This is a genomic window from Chryseobacterium lineare (assembly GCF_977014045.1).
The window spans coordinates 2,263,761-2,284,165 of the sequence record NZ_CDRNIQ010000001.1 but is presented as its reverse complement, the minus strand read 5'-3'; the positions used below and the strand labels follow the sequence as shown (position 1 = coordinate 2,284,165).

General features: G+C 37.4%; 15 protein-coding genes. 13 read left to right on the top strand and 2 right to left on the bottom strand.

Annotation, left to right across the window (positions count from 1 at the left end):
* Window position 1 precedes the first annotated feature (1 nt).
* Window positions 2–2,797 (bottom strand): TonB-dependent receptor, encoded by a 2,796-nt coding sequence (locus tag ACWNCI_RS10015; RefSeq protein WP_346984459.1) that lies wholly within the window; start codon window positions 2,795–2,797, stop codon window positions 2–4.
* A 192-nt stretch (window positions 2,798–2,989) separates the two neighbouring features.
* Here ACWNCI_RS10015 and ACWNCI_RS10010 point away from each other — a divergent pair, with 192 nt between their 5' ends.
* From ACWNCI_RS10010 to ACWNCI_RS09960, 11 genes are all read left to right on the top strand, one after another.
* Window positions 2,990–3,667, top strand: a complete 678-nt coding sequence (locus ACWNCI_RS10010) for a response regulator transcription factor (protein WP_042719758.1) — start codon at window positions 2,990–2,992, stop codon at window positions 3,665–3,667.
* Between the two features lie 45 nt (window positions 3,668–3,712).
* Window positions 3,713–4,744, top strand: coding sequence for a sensor histidine kinase (locus ACWNCI_RS10005; protein WP_042719759.1), 1,032 nt, complete (start codon window positions 3,713–3,715; stop codon window positions 4,742–4,744).
* Between the two features lie 130 nt (window positions 4,745–4,874).
* The gene (locus tag ACWNCI_RS10000) at window positions 4,875–5,471 is read left to right on the top strand and encodes an IS1096 element passenger TnpR family protein (RefSeq protein WP_449388184.1); all 597 of its coding nucleotides are present in this window, start codon (window positions 4,875–4,877) and stop codon (window positions 5,469–5,471) included.
* Between the two features lie 128 nt (window positions 5,472–5,599).
* The gene (locus ACWNCI_RS09995) at window positions 5,600–6,949 is read left to right on the top strand and encodes an alpha-amylase family glycosyl hydrolase (protein ID WP_449388183.1); all 1,350 of its coding nucleotides are present in this window, start codon (window positions 5,600–5,602) and stop codon (window positions 6,947–6,949) included.
* Window positions 6,950–7,397: 448 nt separating this feature from the next.
* Entirely contained in the window at window positions 7,398–7,838 is a 441-nt protein-coding gene (locus ACWNCI_RS09990) for a hypothetical protein (protein WP_449388182.1), read from the top strand.
* A 134-nt stretch (window positions 7,839–7,972) separates the two neighbouring features.
* On the top strand, window positions 7,973–8,722 hold the full coding sequence (locus tag ACWNCI_RS09985) for an SDR family NAD(P)-dependent oxidoreductase (protein WP_449388181.1): 750 nt from the start codon (window positions 7,973–7,975) through the stop codon (window positions 8,720–8,722).
* Between the two features lie 106 nt (window positions 8,723–8,828).
* Window positions 8,829–9,623, top strand: coding sequence for a thymidylate synthase (locus tag ACWNCI_RS09980; protein ID WP_449388180.1), 795 nt, complete (start codon window positions 8,829–8,831; stop codon window positions 9,621–9,623).
* A gap of 88 nt (window positions 9,624–9,711) precedes the next feature.
* Window positions 9,712–11,148, top strand: coding sequence for a hypothetical protein (locus tag ACWNCI_RS09975; protein ID WP_449388179.1), 1,437 nt, complete (start codon window positions 9,712–9,714; stop codon window positions 11,146–11,148).
* A 405-nt stretch (window positions 11,149–11,553) separates the two neighbouring features.
* The gene (locus ACWNCI_RS09970; RefSeq protein ID WP_449388178.1) at window positions 11,554–11,772 is read left to right on the top strand and encodes a hypothetical protein; all 219 of its coding nucleotides are present in this window, start codon (window positions 11,554–11,556) and stop codon (window positions 11,770–11,772) included.
* A gap of 12 nt (window positions 11,773–11,784) precedes the next feature.
* A complete protein-coding gene (locus ACWNCI_RS09965; protein ID WP_449388177.1) occupies window positions 11,785–14,295 on the top strand; it encodes a M1 family metallopeptidase in 2,511 nt (836 codons plus the stop codon).
* A gap of 371 nt (window positions 14,296–14,666) precedes the next feature.
* On the top strand, window positions 14,667–15,995 hold the full coding sequence (locus ACWNCI_RS09960; RefSeq protein WP_449388176.1) for a hydroxymethylglutaryl-CoA synthase family protein: 1,329 nt from the start codon (window positions 14,667–14,669) through the stop codon (window positions 15,993–15,995).
* A 79-nt stretch (window positions 15,996–16,074) separates the two neighbouring features.
* On the opposite strand, the gene ACWNCI_RS09955 is transcribed toward ACWNCI_RS09960, so the two are convergent.
* The gene (locus tag ACWNCI_RS09955) at window positions 16,075–17,007 is read right to left on the bottom strand and encodes an AraC family transcriptional regulator (RefSeq protein ID WP_346984470.1); all 933 of its coding nucleotides are present in this window, start codon (window positions 17,005–17,007) and stop codon (window positions 16,075–16,077) included.
* 182 nt (window positions 17,008–17,189) lie between these two features.
* On the opposite strand from ACWNCI_RS09955, the gene ACWNCI_RS09950 reads away from it, so the two are divergent.
* A complete protein-coding gene (locus ACWNCI_RS09950; RefSeq protein ID WP_449388175.1) occupies window positions 17,190–18,719 on the top strand; it encodes an aldehyde dehydrogenase family protein in 1,530 nt (509 codons plus the stop codon).
* A gap of 222 nt (window positions 18,720–18,941) precedes the next feature.
* Complete coding sequence (adhP, locus tag ACWNCI_RS09945) at window positions 18,942–19,979, top strand: alcohol dehydrogenase AdhP (protein ID WP_089859727.1); 1,038 nt, start codon at window positions 18,942–18,944, stop codon at window positions 19,977–19,979.
* Window positions 19,980–20,405 lie beyond the last annotated feature (426 nt).

Below are 20,405 nucleotides of genomic sequence, written 5' to 3'. Positions count from 1 at the left end.
ATTAAAAGCTGTATCCAAGAGTCAGACTGATATTGGTACCTGTTACTCTGTCGATAGCAAGTGCATCTGCACTGTCGTATTTTTTGTTGTTGTTTAGATCGTGGTAGAATTTCGCGTGGCGGTTCAGGATATCTGAAATGTTCAGTTTAATTTCACCTTTTCTCTGCCATATTTTCTTAGCTACCTGGAAATCAAGAAGGGGTCTTGGGTTTTCCCAGATCGGCGGAACCTGATCGTTTCCTACATACAGAATCCTTCTTCCGATCATGTTGAAAAGCACCGTAGAAGACCATCCTGAATTTTCAGCATCATACTGAAGGCTTACGTTTACCGTATAAGGCGACTGCCCCTGCATCGGTCTGTCTACATTTGTAGCTTCGTCTGTCACTCTGTTTTTAATTAAAGCGAAGTTACCGCCCAATGTGAAGTTTCTAAGAGCACTCATGAAGTCCAGTTTCTTTCTGAATTCCAATTCAGCTCCGTAGGCATCAGCTTTATCTACGTTTAAGTAGTTGAATGTATTACTGGTTCCTACCCCTGATTGGTTGAAATACAATTCGATAGGATTTTTAAAGTTTTTATAGAAACCTGCCACGGAAAGAATCTCACCGTTTCTAGGATACCATTCCCAACGAACATCGGCACTGGTGATTTTAGTTCTCTGGATAAATTTGTTACCGATCACGGTAGCTCCTAAATCAAAATCATAATATGCTAATGGGGAAACTTCTCTGAATTCCGGTCTTACAACAGTCTGCGAACCTGCAACACGTAGATTCATGTTATTGGTAAGCTTAAATGTCATGTTTAATGCCGGTAAAAAGTCTGTAACACGTGTATTTACAAAACGGTCGTCGCTCTTTTTGGTGCTTCCTACCAATTGGTCAAAGTTCTCGATTCTTAATCCCCAAACTGCTCTGAACCATGAGTTGATATTATTGTCAAATTGTAAATAACCTGCATTCAGGATTGTATTGGCGATATATCTGTACTGGTTTCCGGCGATCTCGTCAAAGGTAAATTTATTACCACCCGTTCCGAAGTTTTCAGGATTGAAAATGGTTTCAAACGGCTGAGAAAGCAATGCCTGATTATATCCTGCCAGTCTTACAGAGAAAGGTCTTGAGTTATAAACCCTGTCCTTTACCTGGAATAAATATCCTCCTTTGATAGTTTGTTTCTGACCAAACATCTCAAACGTTTTGGATACATCTCCACCGGCGTTATATAAATAATCGCTTAGCGTAGAGTAGAATACACTTCCTGATTTTTGAGAAAGACCATTCGAGATCAAAGCCAGATAAGGGCTTCCGTTGATGTCAGGATATTGATTGTACTGTAAACGCTGTAACAATGGAATGTATTGATCCAGAATACCGAAGCTTCCGTACCAGTTGAAGGTAAGACCTCCCAAAGCATCGATTTTATGCGTTCCGGTAAGCGTCGAATTGTAGAATGTTGTTTCTTTAAAGCCAATTTCTCTCGCAATGATATTTGTTCCGTTTACAGGATCAAATTCAAAATCTTTTCCTGTTCTGAAAGACATATGGTTCACCGTATTATTGGTGATGATGTTTTTCAGGGAAATTCTGTTATTGTTATTAAGTTTTAACGTTAAATTTAATAAACCTCCTAAAATAACATCATTCTGGTATTTCTCAGTGTAGTAATCGAAATTGGTATCGGCTAAAAGCCCGTTGATCGTGAAAAATCTGTTGTTGGTTTCAATTTTTCTTTTGTTGTTGCTGTAATTCAATACGGCAATAACGCCTAAGTCTTTTCCGAAGAGTTTTGTATTAAAACCTCCATCCAGCTGTAAGCTTACATTTTCAGGGAAACCGTTAGAATTGTATCCCAGATTTTTCACATATTGTTTTCCGAATTCGGTTTTATCTGCATCCCCCAAAATACTGAAAGAATTCTTTGCCGGGAATCCTGTAGGAAGTTTTCTCGTTCCGTCATCAATTCCAAGGAAATCCCATTTTCCTCCTTTCTGCATTTTAAACTCGTGGCCCATAGTGATAGAGTTTCCTCCCACGCCCACTTGTGCATTGAAAAAGTTTTTATTCGGGATGTCTTTTGTATTTACCTGGATCAATCCACCTCCCCATTCTCCACTGTATTCTGGGATGAACGTTTTGTTGATGACAAGTGTTTCGATCACGTTTGCCGGGAAAAGGTCAAAAGAGAACGTTTTTCTGTCCGGTTCTGTACTGGATAATTGAATGCCATTCAGCATTGCCTGGTTATAACGGTCTGATAAACCTCTTACAACAATGTATTTTCCGTCGAACAAACTCACTCCCGAAACTCTTTTCAAAACTTCTCCTGTATTTCTGTCCGGACTTCTTTTAATAGCCTCAACACCGATTACCTGCGAAACTACCCCGGAATTTCTTTGCAAACCGATGGTAGAAGCGATGGTTTCTTTTCTTGCGTTGGATTTTATGACAACTCCTTCGATTTGTTTTTCCTTCGTAGAAGTAGGCTTGTCCAGAACGATATCAAGGTGGGTGTTGGCATCATTTTTCACAATAACCTCACTGATTTCTTTTCGGTTGTAGCCGTTGGAAGTTACTGTGATGACGTAATTAGTTCCCGGTGGAAGGCTTAGAGAATAGTTTCCGGAAATGTCAGTCGTAACCTCCTGATCATTTACCTTTACTTTTACCCCTTCAATAGGAGTGTTGTCTTTCTCGTCCAATACCCTACCTTCTAGAACCTGGCTTTGTGCGAATGCGTAACCAGCGGAAAACAAGGCAAGCAGCATAATGCTCTTGTGGATTTGTTTTTTCATTTTTACTATATCTTACTCGATTCTTTCGGTGCAAAGAAAGAAAGAATAAACCGGGTATATGGTTTAGCAAAATTTAATTTTTTCTTAACTAAACATTAAGAAAAGGATATAATTGTTAACTTTATGTGAACGATACCCGTTTTGTTAAACTGTGATTAAAATATTATTAACTTTGATGCGTAAAAATTAAAAATGAACCAAAAGAAAATCCTCTTAATAGACGACGAACTGGATATTTTAGAGATTCTGTCTTACAATTTAGAAAAGGAAGGCTACGATATCTATACAGCCACAAACGGTAATGAAGGTATCGACAAAGCCAAAGAAATTGTCCCCGATCTTATCTTATTAGATGTGATGATGCCTGAAAAAGACGGTATCGAAACATGTCAGGAACTTCGCAAGATCAAGGAACTTCAGAAAACCTTAATCGTTTTCTTATCTGCAAGAAGCGAAGAGTTTTCCCAGCTGGCAGGTTTTCAGGCGGGGGCCAACGATTATATCGTTAAGCTCATCAAGCCGAAAATTCTTATTTCAAAGGTTAACGCCTTATTGCAGCTTACGTCTCAGGTTTCCGACAATTCCAAGCTTATTGAAATCGGTGATCTGGTGATTGATAAGGATAATTTCAGGGTGTCAAAAAGCGGTCAGCAGTTTCTGCTTCCGAAAAAAGAATTCGATCTTCTTTATTTATTAGCTTCCAATACGGAAAAGGTATTTAAGAGGGAAGAGATTCTGGAAAAAGTCTGGGGAAATGATGTGATTGTTGGAGAAAGAACAATCGACGTACATATCCGAAGATTGAGAGAAAAGTTAGGGATCAATACGATTCAGACCTTAAAAGGAATTGGGTATAAACTTATTGTTTAATACTCAGTTCATTATCTTTATATCAACCCATAAAAACTTGTAAAATTGAAATTTTACAGACTTACACTCGTCGCCTCTTGTCTCCTGACATTGGTGATGTTTCTTTTAGTAATCACTTTCGATTTGCTAAAAGATATCTATTACAATACGCCCTTCTTTAAAATCGGGCTTTTCATCTGTCTCATCCTTATCTTTATCATTAATTACATTGTGCTGGAGCTGCTTTTCAATTATTACGGAAAGAAACAGGTCCGAGGCCTTTCGATGCTTCTGCCCCAAGAGATTGTACATAATGACAACGAAAATATTACGATAAAAGAATTAGGAGAAAGGTTTTCGGATCTTAATCAGCAGAAAGTCACAGAGCTGGACATGATGAAGGAAATGGAAAGCTATCGTAAAGAATACATCGGAAATGTTTCGCATGAGCTTAAAACTCCGCTATTCTCAATTCAGGGATATGTAGAAACGTTGCGTGACGGCGGTGTGGATAATCTTACCATTCGTGATAAATATCTGGAACGCATTGATAAATCCGTAGAAAGGCTCATCGCTATAGTTACCGATCTTGATATGATTAACAGACTTGAAGCAGGGGAGATCAATCTTACCGTTTCAAAATTTGATGTTAATTTGCTCATCAAGGAAATCTTTGATCTTCTTGATCTTGAAGCTGAAAAGCACAATGCGACTCTTCAGATTCAGACCCTACATCCTCAGATCTTTGTGGAGGCCGACAAGCAGAAAATTTCGCAGGTCTTCATTAATCTTATTTCTAATGCCATTCATTACGCCAACCGTCAGGAAGCCAGAGTGGTTGTGAAAACAAGTATTCTTAAAAATAAAGTTCTCATCGAAGTTATAGACAACGGAATGGGTATAAAATCCGAAAGTCTGCCAAGAATTTTCGAAAGATTTTACCGTGTAGAAACCAGCCGAAGCAGGAGAGAAGGCGGTTCCGGGCTGGGTCTTGCCATCGTAAAACATATTCTTGAAGCACACAATGAAAATATTACCGTAGAAAGCGTTTATCTTGAGGGAACGAAATTCAGTTTTATGCTTGAAAAAAGTAAATAATTTCTGCAAAATGTAAGAAAAAAAAATATTTTAAAAAATCCTGAAATATTTTTTTGTCAACTCTCATTTATTTTATATTTGCAACAGAGATTTATCATAATAACAAAGGCAAAAAAGTAATTTTAAACTGATGGTTTACAAAATCCGCGTAATATTAGATGCGAAAGAAGATATTTTCCGGGATATCGAAGTTAAAGGAAAACAGACGCTATGGAACTTACATTTAGGAATTAAAAGTGCGTTCAGCTTGCAGGGAGATGAGCTTTCTGCTTTTAATTTACTGGAAGAAGACGGAACGATCGTAAAAAGTGTTCCGTTGGAAGACATGAGTGACGATGGCGATGGAGAGATTATGTCGGATGTGTACATCGATGAAGCTTTCGAAAAGATTGGTGATAAAGCTCAGTTCCAGTACGGATTTCTTGATCTTTGGGAGTTTTTCTGCGAATTGGTCGAAGTGATCGAAGAAACAAAAGGGGTTAATTATCCCATCACCGTTTACAGATTTGGAAATGTGCCTTTGAAAGCGCCAAGCAAAAGTGGAACCGGAGGATCCAAAAAGAAATCGGCAATGCCTTTAATGGAGGATGATTTCGGATTTGAGGATGATTTTGCGGTAACCGGCAATTTTGTGGATGATGACGATGAAAATTTTGATGACGAGGAAGAAGAAGATTATAATGATGATGTTTTTGATGAAGAGGACGATAATGATGATGACAGATAATCAAAACAAATAAAAATATACAGCCCTGAATGGAAATTCGGGGCTTTTTCATGTATAAACTTTATCCTCAATCGTTAAATAATTCCTGTTTTCCGATCACAATTGCTATTTTTGTTAAAAGAGAATTAATGAAAAAATTAATTTTAATAGCAATCATTGGCTTGGGAATTATTTCCTGCACCACTCGAAATACATCAGAAAAAATGACGGATCTACCAAAAGACTGGAAACACACGACCAATATTTACGAAGTCAACGTAAGACAATATACCAAGGAAGGAACATTCAGAGCATTTGAAAAAGAAATGCCAAGATTAAAGGCTATGGGAGTCAGGACACTATGGTTCATGCCGATAACTCCTATCGCACAGGAAAATAAGAAAGGAAGTTTGGGAAGTCAATATGCGGCAGCAGATTACACATCCATTAATCCGGAATTCGGAACAATGGATGACTTTAAACACATGGTTAATGAAGCACACCGTCTCGGCTTCAAAGTAATCATCGATTGGGTGGCAAATCACACGGGATGGGATCATGTCTGGACAAAAACGCATCCTGAATTTTATTTAAAAGATCCTGACGGTAGTTTTCACCGTGCATCGGGAATGGACGACATTATAGAATTAGATTACAAAAACCAGGAAATGCGTCTTGCTATGATTGAAGCTATGAAATTCTGGGTTGCAGAAACCGGAATAGACGGATTCCGATGCGATCTTGCTTCCTGGGTTGAAGTAGACTTCTGGGAGCAGGCACGCCCTGAGGTTGAAAAAATAAAGCCTTTGTTCTGGATCGGAGAATATGATGAACTTGAAAATCCTGAATACGGAAAATTTTTCGATGCCAGTTATTCATGGAAGTGGATGCACAAATCTGAAGATTACTACAAAAAAAATCTGCCGATACAGGAACTTAAAGATCTTTTAATACAATATTCCAATATCGGTGACGGTTCAATGAGAGCCTGGTTTACGACCAATCACGACGAAAATTCCTGGAACGGAACCGAATACGAAAAATATGGCGTGATCACAAAACCCATGGCTGTTTTTTCAGCAACATGGAATGGGATTCCTTTGCTATATTCCGGGCAGGAACTTCCTAATATGAAAAGGCTTGAATTCTTCGAGAAAGATCCTATAGCATGGACGAATGATTATCAGATGGCGGATTTTTATAAAGTGCTTCTGAATTTAAAATCTTCCAATCCTGCGTTGAGAGGAGGAGATCCTAATGTAAGAACCTATATTCTGAATACAACGGCTAACGATAAGATTTTTGCATATCTTCGGAAAAATGGCAATGATGAGGTATTGGTGGTACTGAATCTGTCGAAGGAACCGGTCGATTTCAGTATTCAAGATGGAAATTTATCAGGGACTTTCAAAAATGTATTTGATAAAATGAATAGAAATTTTGATGAGAAAAAGACATTCAGTTTCAAGCCCGGCGATTATGCTGTTTTTGAAAAATAATACATATTCTTAATCTAAAAGAACGCGAATAAAAAAAAGAGGCTATCCAAATTTTTTGGATAGCCTCTTTATGAAATATTGTATAAGACACTCCTAATTTTACATAATAAACTATCTAAAATTAGTTTTTTTTAATAATGAAGATGATTAAGAAATACTTTCGCTTTACTTATTCTCTATATTATTTGATGATATAAATGTATGAAAATTTCAAATAGTAGTGATAAAAATTTTATTATGTTAAGTGATTTTAAATAACTCAAAAACAAGCTGTTATTATTTTTTAATGGGATGGCTTTTGCTATAAAGCTTTTGAAAGTATTATTGAATGAAAACAGGGTTTGAATAAATTTTTAAAAGATTAATATTATGTTATATTAAAGAGACCGAATATTGATGATTTTTATTCAATAAATTTGGATTTATTATATAAAATGAAAGTTTGATCATGGATAAATCTAAAATATTGGAAGTGTTGAAGACAAAGCTGGCTGAAAAAATTCAAAAATTTGAAAAATTGATTGAGAGTACACGTGCTTCGAATAACGATACTAAAAGTTCAATGGGTGATAAATACGAAACCGGCCGCGAAATGCTGCAACAGGAAATCAATAACTTACAAAGACAGCTGAATGAAGCCATGAACCAGCAGGCAGCCCTTCAGAAAATCAATACTGATGCATGCACGAAAGTGCAGAATGGGGCATTGGTAAAAACCGACAGAGGATTATTTTATATTTCCGCTTCCGTGGGCGAAATTATTTATGACAATCAGAAAATCATGACTGTTTCTGCAGAATCTCCTTTATCCAAGGCAATGTACGGATTAAGTAAAGATCAAAGCTTTTCGCTTAATAACAGCTCTCAGCTTATTAAAGATCTGTGGTAATGAACGATAATATGATCTGTTTATTTTAATATTTCCCTGAGTAATTTTAAGAAAACTTTATTGCTTACTTTGGAAGCATTTTCCTGATTTTGGCGTAAATTGTGGTATAAATATTACAAATAAAAAATATCAATATGGGAATTTTAGACAACAAAGTAGCGCTTGTGACAGGAGCCGGATCAGGAATCGGATTGGCCATTGCCCACTCTTATGCAAAAGAAGGTGCAAAAGTAATCGTATCAGATATCAATGAAGAGCATGGTAACAAAGCTGTAGAAGACATCAAAGCACAAGGTGGTGAAGCTTCATTTATAAAAGCTGACACATCAAAGGCAGAAGAAGTAGAAGCCCTTGTAAAGAAAACGGTAGAGATCTATGGAAGGCTTGACATCGCTTGCAACAATGCAGGAATCGGTGGCGAACAGGCCCTAACAGGTGATTACAGCCTGGACAGCTGGAGAAAAGTTTTAAGTATAAATCTGGACGGTGTTTTCTACGGATGCAAGTATCAGCTGGAACAAATGGAAAAAAATGGTGGTGGAGTGATTGTTAATATGGCCTCCATCCACGGAACTGTCGCGGCACCGCTTTCATCGGCCTATACTGCTGCAAAACATGGAGTTGTGGGTCTTACAAAAAACATCGGTGCGGAATACGGACAAAAAAACATCCGTTGCAATGCGGTTGGTCCTGCTTATATTGATACTCCGCTTTTACAAAGTCTGAGTGGTGACATGAAAAATGCTCTTATCACCAAACACCCAATGGGAAGATTAGGAAAAGCTGAAGAAGTAGCAGAATTGGTACTGTTCCTAAGTTCAGAAAAATCTTCTTTTATGACCGGTGGTTACTATCTTGTAGATGGTGGTTATACAGCAGTTTAATAGAAATTATACTTTTCAGCAATACAAAGCGTCCATCAAAATGGATGCTTTTTTTAATACATTTTCAAATTTCTTTCTTTAAATTTGAGGCATAAATCATTTTTCAATGCAGAATTACCTAGACCTTTTACAGCATATTTTAGATAACGGAACAGACAAAACCGACAGAACCGGTACTGGAACAAGAAGTGTTTTCGGATATCAGCTGAGATATGATCTGTCGAAAGGTTTTCCGCTTGTAACGACGAAAAAGGTGCATCTGAAATCTATTATTTATGAATTGCTTTGGTTCTTAAAAGGAGACACCAATATTGAATATCTTAAAGACAACGGTGTTTCTATCTGGGATGAGTGGGCGGATGAAAATGGTGACTTGGGACCTGTTTACGGCGCACAATGGAGAAGCTGGAACGGGGCAGACGGAAAAGTGGTAGACCAGATCACAGAAGTGATTGATCAGATCAAAAAAAATCCTGATTCCAGAAGACTGATTGTTTCTGCATGGAATGTTGCCGAAATCCCGAATATGGCTTTAGCGCCCTGTCATGCTTTGTTTCAGTTTTATGTAGCCGATGGGAAACTGTCGCTGCAGCTTTATCAAAGAAGTGCCGATGTTTTTCTTGGGGTTCCTTTCAATATTGCAAGCTATGCTTTATTACTGATGATGGTGGCGCAGGTTTGTGATCTGCAGGTTGGTGATTATGTGCATACTTTCGGAGATGTTCATATTTACAATAATCATTTTGAACAAGTGAAGAAACAGCTTGCCAGAGAAGCGCGACCGCTTCCGACGATGAAGCTTAATTCTGAAATTAAAAATATTTTTGATTTTGATTTTGAAGACTTTACACTGGAAAATTACGATCCGCATCCGGGAATAAAAGCGCCGGTAGCTATCTAATATTTAATTTCTGAATTCCTTTTTATAATTGTTTTAATTCTGTTATTTTTGATCTAAAGTTTCTAACACAAATTTTGGGAAAAATACCATGAAAAAAAACATTGACAATTCCGGGATATTTCTGAATATTTTAATCATTATTTATACGCTTTACATCAGTTTGTCGGTCTTTATTGAGAAAGTAATTGTGGCAGATGATTTGAGTAAAGTGTATGAATCCAAATTCATTTCACAGTCTTATTTCAGCTTTATTTATTCTTTTCTGGACTCCGCGACAATGGCTGCCAGACCCGTTTCTGGAATCGTAACCGGAACGTTGATGTATCTTTCTAGATATCATGAGTCATTTTATAGGCTTGGTATATTCTTTTTTCCGCTCTCCCTGATGGTGATATATGCAGTCGCTCAGAAAATATTTTCAAAAGAACTGGCCAGTCTGATTACTTTACTTTATTCCTGCTCTGTAATTGGTACAAGCATTCAGTTTTCGTCGATTATGCTCAATTCAAATTTAGCAACGATCTTTTTTTCATTGAGCATTTATTTCTTGTATATCCGCAAAAAATTACTGCTGAGTTCGCTGTTTTTTATAGCTTCAGTATTATGCTATGAAATTTTCCTGCCTTTGTTACTTCTCCATTTATTTATGATTAGAGAAAATAGAAAAAGAATTTTGTTCATTATATTAACATTGGGAGCTATTATTATTTTCAGAAAAGTAATTCAGCCGGTGGTATTTGTACATTCTTACCAGCGGGATGAGATAAGTAAGATCTTTGAATTTAAAAGAGTAATGCAGGTTTCTTTCTATTCTATAAGGTTATTTTTTAAAGATATTTTCCTGGGAATGTATAAAGGAATTCTGAACTTTAAAAAACTCCATTTCTGGGAATGGATATTCGCATTACTAATGTCTTTGTTGGTCTACAAAGTATTTTGCGGATATGATTTTAAAAATCAATATCGACATTTAAAAAATATAGGAATAATATCTTTTCTTGCCATACTTTCAGCGTTGAGCGTTTTTCTTTTTTCATCGTATATTCCAACCGTTTTCGGATTTGACAACCGGAATTTGGGAGCTGTAAGACTTTTCTATACTTTATTCATCATTGCGGCAGTTGTTGTTACAGCAGTTAAAATGAATCTGCCAAACAAATCAATCGCTCTAGTTTTCAGTATGATTTCTTTTGTTTTAATAGTAACAAATATTAATGTTAAAAATTCATGGATATATGCCAGTCAGTTTAATCATGAGCTTTTTAGCAAACTAAAGGTTGCTGTTAAAGAAAACCATATCGAAAGCGGTGAAATCTGTTTAGATTACCGGATGTTTCATGAGCTTAAAAACAACCCTGGTTTTACCTTCAGAGAACCTGTTTTCTATAACAACTGGGAAGCGCCTATGCTTTGCGAGATGAACGGCATCAATCCCGAAAAAATCCATGTGTATAATGTGGAAAGAAAAAAAGACTGCAAAATAATATTTCTGTATAAAAATGAAAAAATAATCAGGTCAAAATAATTAATCTGCCATTCAATTGAGCGTTTTCAATCAGTTCGTTGGGGCTTTCAACCACTTTGATGGATCAGTCAAACATTTCGAATAAGAAATCAGCCACCTCGAACGGTCCCTCAATCATTTCGATGAAGCAATCAAGCGTTTAGAATGAGCAATCAACAACTCTGAAGAGGTAGTCAAATTTAATTTGTTGTTTTTCTAGTGCTTTATGGCTTTATGTGGGAAAATAAATCGATGAAGAATATATTTTGATGGGCTTCATTGATAGAAAGACATTTATGTCAATTATTAAAGTTAAAAAAAAAATATTTCTTAATATTTTCATAAAGTCCGTTCTTTGTGAAATAAGTTTTAAATTTGGAGAAATTGATTCTAAGCATTCATAAAGAATCTAATCACAAATAAATCATGAAACATTTAAAAATAAATATCGAAGAAAATGCAGATGCTGAAGTACTGAAAAACGTAATTCTTCAATTGAAAGGCGTTGCATCGGCAGAAATTATTGACGACGAAAACCCGGAAAGTGAACTGAAAAAAGCTTTTGCAAAAACCAAAGAGCAGTTCAAGAAAGGAGATTACGAGACGCTGGTCAATGATATTTTTGATATTTTAACGAAAAAATAATTTTTAATCATAATGAAAAAAGCCATTTTATCGATCGCTCTTTTAGGAATTTTCTTTTCCACAAATGTAGCGGCACAAACTGAAACTTCCGGAAGAGAAAAGGTCTACAGAGCCACTCATACGAAAGCAACAGAACTTAAACATACCAAACTTAAAGTCAATTTCGACTATCAGAAAGAGCAGATGAACGGTGAAGAATGGCTCACCGCATCTCCATTTTTCTACCCTTCGGGAGAACTCACGCTGGATGCCAAAGGAATGCTGATTCATGAAGTGGCTTTGGATATGAACGGTAAAAAGTCTCCTTTAAAATATGAATATAAAGATGATGTATTAAAGATCACTTTAGATAAAACGTACGCGAAAAATCAGGATTATACCGTTTACATTAAATACACAGCCCGTCCGAACGAAGTAAAACAGGAAGGAAGCGCTGCTATCAATGATGCAAAAGGCCTGTATTTTATCAATGCACAAGGAAAAGATCCTGATATGCCTACGCAGATCTGGACACAGGGAGAAACGGAATCTTCTTCCGCATGGTTTCCTACCATCGACAAGCCTAATCAGAAAACAACACAGGAAATCTATATGACGGTTCCTGATAAATACGTTACCCTGTCAAACGGTATCCTGAAAGAATCCCAGAAAGAATCCAACGGTTTGAGAACGGATCATTGGGTGATGGATAAGAGACACTCGACGTATTTATTTTTCATGGGCGTTGGGGAATATGCTATCGTAAAGGATAAATGGAGAAATATTCCTGTAGATTATTACATCGAAAAAGAATACGAGCCTTATGCAAAGCAGATCTACGGAAATACGCCGGAAATGATTGAGTTTTTCTCAAAAAGATTAGGCTACGATTATCCGTGGGCAAAATATGCACAGATTTCAGGAAGAGATTATGTAAGCGGAGCAATGGAAAATACCACAGCCACCCTTCACGGAAGTGATATTCTTCAGAAGCCCGGACAGCTTATTGACGAAAATACCTGGGAAGATACCATTGCTCATGAACTATTCCATCAATGGTTTGGAGATTTGGTGACGGCAGAAAGCTGGAGTAATTTAACGGTAAATGAATCGTTTGCCAATTATTCGGAATATTTATGGAACGAACATAAATACGGAAAAGATCAGGCAGATTATCATCAGATGAAAGATGTTAATATGTACATACATACGCCGGGGAATTTTGATAAAAATCTCGTTAGATTCAATTATGATTCAAGGGAAGATGTTTTTGATCTGGTAACGTATCAGAAAGGAGGCGGAATTCTTCATATGCTCAGAAATTATCTTGGAGACGATGCTTTCTTTGCCGGAATGCAGGATTATCTGAAAACCAATGAATATCAGAATGCAGAAGCTCATCAGTTGAGATTGTCATTCGAAAAAGTTTCAGGAAAAGATATGAACTGGTTCTTCAATCAGTGGTATTTCGGAAGCGGAAACCCGAAAATCAATTATTCATACACTTTTGAGCCGATAAAAAAACAGATTGCCGTGATCGTTGAGCAGACACAGGAACAGCCCTTCCAGTTTCCTCTTGCAATCGATGTTTATGAAAACGGAAAGCCCAAAAGATACAATGTCTGGGTAAATGCCACAGCTAAGAATACATTCAATTTTGATGTTTCTAAAAATGCAGACCTGGTAAATATCAATGCAGACGGTGTTTTACTGGCTGACATTAAAGACACCAAAACTCCCGAGCAATATCTGATGCAGTTTACAGGTTCTAAAGAATTTAAAAGCAGATATAATGCATTAAACGGAATTAAAGACCAAGTAGGAAAAAATCCTGCGGCGACAAAATTATTGGCGGCAGCGATTAAAGATCCTTTTTTCAGAACAAGAATTAAGGCTCTTCAGTTGATGGATCTTTCCAACCCGGAACAATTAAAAGCATTAGGAGCAGATGTTGAAAAACTGGCAGCAAATGATCCTAAGACACTTGTGCAGTCTGCAGCAATTGCAGCGTTAGCAAAGACAAAGGATAAAAAATACATGCCGATTTTTGAAAAAGGAGTGAATGCTGTTTCCAATTCCGTAAAAGGCAGTTCTGTTGGTGCTATTATTACTGTTGATCCCGCAAAAGCAAAGGCATATGCCGATAAAATTGATCTGGAAGGCGCTTCAGAAACCTTGGTAGGACAAATGTTGCCGATCATCGTACAGAATAAGGTAACTTCTCAAATGTCTAATATTGCTCAGTTTGCTGCATTTTATCCTTTCATAAAATTCCAGAATGCTGAATTAGGAAAATCTGCAGAAGATGGATATAATTGGATTATGAGTTCCGACAATTTAAAAGCTACGGAAAGCATAACCAAAATGTTAAGCCGGGCAAAATCTGACATTACCAATAATCCTCAGGTGAAAATGATGATCTCTCAGATGCTGAAAGACGGACTCAACAAAAAGATGGAAGTTCTTAAGCAAAATCCACAAAATGCGGCTAGTCTGAACAAGCAGGTAGATCTTATCAACAAATCGATTGAAGAATTTAAATAATAAGTATATTTCTGCTATAAATACCATAACCACTGTCTTTACGGTGGTTATTTTTATAGTATGGAATTGAGTTTATTTAAATTTTAATTAAATTATTTTATTTATATGTTTTTATAATGTAAATTTGTTTACGAAAATGCTAACCGGAAATATTTATGATTTTAACGGATGCATTTAAGAACATGATTAATCTAAACGACTTATAAGTTTAATTAATAATTTACACCCAAGCATCTCTTAGGAGGTGCTTTTTCATTGGATAAAACCAATGTTATATTTTTATCTAATTTAAATCATACTTTGAAAATTTCGTAAAAATCATTACTGATTAAACGTTTACATTTTTTAAATTCGTATCAAATTAAAAAAATATGACTTTTGGAATTGAGGCGGCAAGCTATTATGTGCCTTCTTTGTATTTGGAAATTAAAGATTTAGCTGAAAAAAGAGGAATAGAGCCCGCCAAATTGGAAAAGGGGCTTGGTCTGCATAAAATGGGCTTTCCTGATGTACATGAAGATGCGGCGACCTTTGCGGCAGAAGCACTGTTAAAATTGATAGAAGATTATCACATCAATCCAAAAGAAATTGCAAGAATTTACCTGGGAACCGAAAGCGCTCTGGATGCGGCAAAACCAACGGCTTCTTACGCCATGCAGATGGTTGAAGAGGTGCTCGAACAAAAATATGGAAAGAGATGTTTCAGAAACTGTGACGTCGTAGACATGACTTTCGCTTGTATTGGTGCTGTGGATGCGCTTCACAATTCACTCGATTTTGTACGGGTAAATCCTGATAAAAAAGCAGTTGTAATTGCAAGTGATTATGCAAAATACGAACTGGCTTCGTCCGGCGAATATACACAGGGCGGTGGTGCAGTAGCCGTTTTGGTTTCCGCCAAGCCGGATCTTATGGAGATTGAAAATCATTGGGGAATTGCTACAGAAAGTGTCTTTGATTTCTTCAAACCAAGACGCCATTTTAAAAAAGAAAATCTGGTAAATGCTCCAGAGAAGTATCCTGAAAAAATAGAGATTTTCACTGATGAGCCGGTATTCGATGGTCAGTATTCCAATCAGTGTTACCAGGACAGGATAAAGGAAGCTTACGAACATTACAAAGAACTGACAGGAAAAAATAAGCCGTACGAAAATTGGAAATATCTTATTTTTCATCTTCCGTATGCTTTTCATGGCAAAAGGGTTTTTACGGAAATTTACAGTTTAGAAAACGGTTTGTCATACGAAACTCCCGAAGAGCAAAAAGCCGTAGCAAAATCGGAAGAGTATATCAGTTTTATTAATGAAAAAATAGAAAAGTCACAGAGAGCGTCTTCAGAAATAGGAAATATGTACACGGCATCCATTTTTATGGCAATGCTTTCCGCGTTGCAGACTTCTTTTAACGAAAATGAAGAATTGAAAGGACAGGAAATCGGGTTTTTAGGATACGGAAGCGGTTCAAAATCAAAAGTTTTTGCAGGCGAAGTTTCTGAAAACTGGAAAAGTGTTGTCGCAAAATGGAACTTGTTTGAAGAATTGAAAAACAGACAGTCAATCAATTTTGAAACCTATGAGAAACTTCACCGAAAGCAGCTTAATAAATCTGTAAACGAAAACTTCAAAGGCTTCGGCCTGAAATATGTCGAACTGGAAAATCCTGTCTTAAAAGGAGCAAGATATTATCACTATCAAAAATAAAACTACTGCAAAGCATCTCTATTCCCGGGATGCTTTTTTCTTTTTCAGTCGTAACAAATATGAATGATTTTTAGGAAAGCTAGTGTTGGTTATTCAGATAAACTGTTTTATCCTGATAACTTTTTGGTGTCACACCTACAAGCTGTTTAAAAACTCTTGTGAAATAGTTGGTATCCGAAAAACCTGTCTGGTAGGCCGTTTCTTTTATGCTGTTCCGGCTTTTTAGTAATTCTTTTGCCCTGCTGATTCTCTCCTGAAGGATAAATTCATTCGGCGAAGTTCCCAGTTCATCTTTAAACATTCTGAAGAAATTTGATTTGCTCACATAAGCAAGCTTTGCAATGCTTTCAATGGAAAGTTTCTGATGAAGGTTCTTCCTGATATAATCTACCACAAAACCGATTCTGGACTTGTTTTTCGCAATATTTTTCTCCATCATGCTTCTCGCCTGGGTTTGCATGAGCCGAATTAAAAGCTCTTTCAAAGCAAAATCTGCCATGATATCTTTCTGGGAATTATCATCCATAGCAATGCGCATGATGTTGTTGGTGGCGGAGGCTAAAGATTTGTTATTAAAGAGAAAATATTCATCCAGTTCAATATTCCATTGTGAAGTTTCGTCTGTTTTAGGGAAATGATAATTCAGATGATTAAGAGAATTTTCAATAAAATCGGGGTTAAGGCTTAGAGAAATACATTGTGATGGTGTTTCATCCGCTTCGGGAAAATCAATGACCATGGTTTCTCCGGGCGATACTAAAACACTCTCCCCGGGATAATAATCAAAATAACCTGTCTTATTATCAAGTTTCATATGCTTTTTTCCGCGAAGCATAGCGGTGAAGGCTATGGTTTCAAAATGCAGTTTTATGTCAAAAGCAGCTTTGTGAGTCTCATATATGCTGAATTCACAATTGTTCAGATTGAATGTAGTCTGGTTTTCCACCATGCTTAAAAGTTGGTTTTCCGTCTTTAATTCAGGGGTTTTGAGTAAAAATTTATGATCATTCATTTCTAAACATTTTCTGTTGCCATATATCTCAAATATAAGAAAATATGGTATTTAATGAGTGTTAATGAAACTATAAAATTGCTGTTCTGCACGATTTTGAAGTTTTTTTGTACGATTATGCTATCCGAATAAGATGTGTAAATGTAATTTGGCTATACAGAAAAATTAAAAATTGTACGAATATGAGCACAACAACACAACAACAATCAGAGACATTATTGCAATGGCCTGAGTTCAAAAAAAGATACGATAACTATATTGACGGCAAATTTACCGCACCTTTGAACGGTGAATATTTTGATGTGGTGTCGCCAATCGACGGAAAGCAGTTTACACAGGCTGCACATTCCTCAAAAGAAGATCTTGAAATGGCGGTAAATGCCGCGGAAAAAGCATTCCAGACCTGGAAAGATACCTCATCTACTGAGAGAAGTGTTATTTTAAATAAAATCGCAGACAGAATTGAGCAAAACCTGGAATACCTGGCAACAGTGGAAACGATAGACAACGGGAAGGCAGTGAGAGAAACGCTGGCTGCAGATTTACCGTTAGCAGTTGATCATTTCAGATACTTTGCTTCAGTCATCAGAGCAGATGAAGGATCGCATAACGAACTGGATAAAGACACTGTTTCTCTCATCGTTCACGAACCGCTTGGAGTTATCGCTCAGATCATTCCTTGGAATTTCCCTATTCTGATGGCAGTATGGAAACTGGCTCCGGCCCTGGCGGCAGGAAACTGTGTCGTATTGAAACCTGCGGAAAGCACCCCAATTTCCATCATGGTTTTAATGGAAGTCATAGGAGATCTGCTGCCTGCAGGAGTCGTGAATATCGTTAATGGTTTTGGGGCAGAATTAGGAAGGGCTTTAGTAACCAATCCTAAAGTTTCCAAAGCCGCATTTACAGGTTCCACGGCGACAGGTCGCCTCGTAATGCAGTATGCGACAGAAAACATTATTCCTGTAACCTTAGAGTTGGGAGGTAAATCACCAAACGTTTTCTTCAGTTCCGTAATGGATGCTGATGACGAGTTTTTAGATAAAGCGATCGAAGGAGCCGTTCTTTTCGCCCTGAATCAGGGAGAAATCTGTACGTGTCCGTCAAGATTACTCGTTCAGGAAGATATTGCAGATGCATTCATCGCGAAAGTGATCGAAAGGGTAAAAGCCATCAAAGTAGGAAATCCTTTGGATAAAACAGTGATGATGGGTGCGCAGGCATCTAAAATTCAGAAAGATAAAATTCTTTCCTATATCAAGTTAGGAAAAGAAGAAGGCGCGGAAGTTCTCGTAGGAGGTGATGTCAATAATGTTGGGGAAGGACTTGAAGACGGTTATTACATCCAGCCAACGATTTTTAAAGGAAACAACAGAATGAGAATCTTCCAGGAAGAAATTTTCGGCCCTGTGCTGGCGTTCACGACTTTCAAAGACGAAGAAGACGCTATTAAGATTGCCAACGATACCATCTACGGACTTGGAGCGGGAGTATGGACGAGAGATGCGCATCAGCTGTACAATATTCCGCGTAAGATCCAGGCGGGAAGAGTTTGGGTCAATCAGTACCACTCTTATCCTGCAGGAGCACCGTTCGGAGGATACAAACAATCGGGAATCGGAAGAGAGAACCACAAGATGATGCTCGATCATTACCGCCAGACCAAAAATATGCTCATCTCATACAACAAAAATAAATTAGGTTTCTTTTAAATAGTAGGGTAATTGGAATCCGTGTAATCTGCTGGAGGTAAAATAGACTTTTAAAGATATATTCTAACCACAGATTGCACAGGTTTTCAGATCTGCATACAAAAAAATCTGCTAAATCTGCGAGCGTAATAGAGAACTCCCGCAGATTATGCAGATAACGCAAATCTGTGTGATCTGTGGTCAATTAAAAACAAAAACTAAACTAAAAATAAAACTCAGAATATGATTCCAAAAACGATGAAAGCAGCGGTGGTACAAGGGTACGGTCAGCCGTTAAAAATTGAAGAAGTTCCGGTACGCGAACCCGGAAGATATGAAGTACTGGTAAAAGTGATAGCCTGCGGGGTTTGTCATACAGACCTTCATGCTGTCGATGGCGACTGGCCTGCAAAACCCAAAATGCCTTTAATCCCCGGACATGAAGGAGTAGGAATTGTTGTCGCATGTGGTCCCGAAGCTTATGTGAAGGAAGGAGATGCGGTAGGAGTGCCTTGGCTGTATTCTGCCTGCGGATGCTGCGATTACTGCATTACAGGATGGGAAACCCTTTGTGAAGCTCAAAAGAATGGTGGCTACAGTGTTGATGGTGGCTTTGCAGAATATGTTATTGCAGATTCAAGATATGTGGGACATTTGAAGAGTGATGTCAACTTTTTAGAAATTGCGCCCATACTTTGTGCCGGTGTTACTGTATATAAAGGATTAAAAGAAACCGAAACCAAGCCCGGAGAATGGGTGGCTATTTCCGGAATCGGAGGATTGGGACATGTCGCCGTTCAGTATGCAAAAGCAATGGGAATGCATGTGGCAGCCATTGATGTTGCTGATGATAAATTGGAACTGGCAAAGAAATTAGGGGCAGATTTGGTAGTCAATGCAAGAAACACAGATCCTGGAGAATACCTACATAAAGAAGTCGGCGGAATGCACGGCGCATTGATTACGGCTGTTTCCCCTATCGCTTTTAAGCAGGGAATTGACGTCCTCAGAAGAAAGGGAACTATTGCGCTGAACGGCCTTCCTCCCGGTTCATTTGAGCTTCCGATCTTCGAAACGGTGCTTAAGAGAATTACTGTAAGAGGTTCGATTGTCGGAACAAGGAAAGATCTTCAGGAGGCGCTTGATTTTGCCAACGAAGGATTGGTAAAAGCAACGGTTACGGCTGCAAAACTGGAAGATATCAACGAGGTCTTTGATAAAATGAAAAAAGGACAGATCGACGGAAGGATCGTTCTCGATATTGCCGGAAGTGCAAATTAATGATGACAATGTCTGGTTCGGCGAAATGAAATTTCGCCGAACTTTTTTTAATTTCATGAACGACTTAGGAAGCGTAGGCGTTAAGAAAATTCTAGTGTTTGAAGCGCGACAACAATATTGAACCGAAGAACAAATTCAGAATTCGCGCAAGTTTTAGAATTTTTAGAGAACAGACTTCATTTTTAGCCGTAGCTTCCAGGTCTTGAACTTTTGGTTCTTTTGTTTAGGATAAAAGAACTTCTAATAAAAAAATAATATTATGTATGATCTTTACGGTAAAGAAAGCATTATAAAAAATCGACTTAGGAAGCGTAGGCGTAAAGAAAATTAATTCTGTGAACGTTAATAAAATTCTAGTGTTTGAAGCGCGACAACAATATTGAACCGAAGAACAAATTCAGAATTCGCGCAAGTTTAGAATTTTTA

Coding starts and splice junctions, on each gene's coding strand:
- ACWNCI_RS10010 (WP_042719758.1), top strand. CDS start 2,990: ATGAACCAAAAGAAAATCCTCTTAATAGACGACGAACTGGATATTTTA.
- ACWNCI_RS09965 (WP_449388177.1), top strand. CDS start 11,785: ATGAAAAAAGCCATTTTATCGATCGCTCTTTTAGGAATTTTCTTTTCC.
- ACWNCI_RS09990 (WP_449388182.1), top strand. CDS start 7,398: ATGGATAAATCTAAAATATTGGAAGTGTTGAAGACAAAGCTGGCTGAA.
- ACWNCI_RS09950 (WP_449388175.1), top strand. CDS start 17,190: ATGAGCACAACAACACAACAACAATCAGAGACATTATTGCAATGGCCT.
- ACWNCI_RS09975 (WP_449388179.1), top strand. CDS start 9,712: ATGAAAAAAAACATTGACAATTCCGGGATATTTCTGAATATTTTAATC.
- ACWNCI_RS09985 (WP_449388181.1), top strand. CDS start 7,973: ATGGGAATTTTAGACAACAAAGTAGCGCTTGTGACAGGAGCCGGATCA.
- ACWNCI_RS09995 (WP_449388183.1), top strand. CDS start 5,600: ATGAAAAAATTAATTTTAATAGCAATCATTGGCTTGGGAATTATTTCC.
- ACWNCI_RS09970 (WP_449388178.1), top strand. CDS start 11,554: ATGAAACATTTAAAAATAAATATCGAAGAAAATGCAGATGCTGAAGTA.
- ACWNCI_RS09960 (WP_449388176.1), top strand. CDS start 14,667: ATGACTTTTGGAATTGAGGCGGCAAGCTATTATGTGCCTTCTTTGTAT.
- ACWNCI_RS10000 (WP_449388184.1), top strand. CDS start 4,875: ATGGTTTACAAAATCCGCGTAATATTAGATGCGAAAGAAGATATTTTC.
- ACWNCI_RS10015 (WP_346984459.1), bottom strand. CDS start 2,797: ATGAAAAAACAAATCCACAAGAGCATTATGCTGCTTGCCTTGTTTTCC.
- ACWNCI_RS09955 (WP_346984470.1), bottom strand. CDS start 17,007: ATGAATGATCATAAATTTTTACTCAAAACCCCTGAATTAAAGACGGAA.
- ACWNCI_RS09980 (WP_449388180.1), top strand. CDS start 8,829: ATGCAGAATTACCTAGACCTTTTACAGCATATTTTAGATAACGGAACA.
- adhP (WP_089859727.1), top strand. CDS start 18,942: ATGATTCCAAAAACGATGAAAGCAGCGGTGGTACAAGGGTACGGTCAG.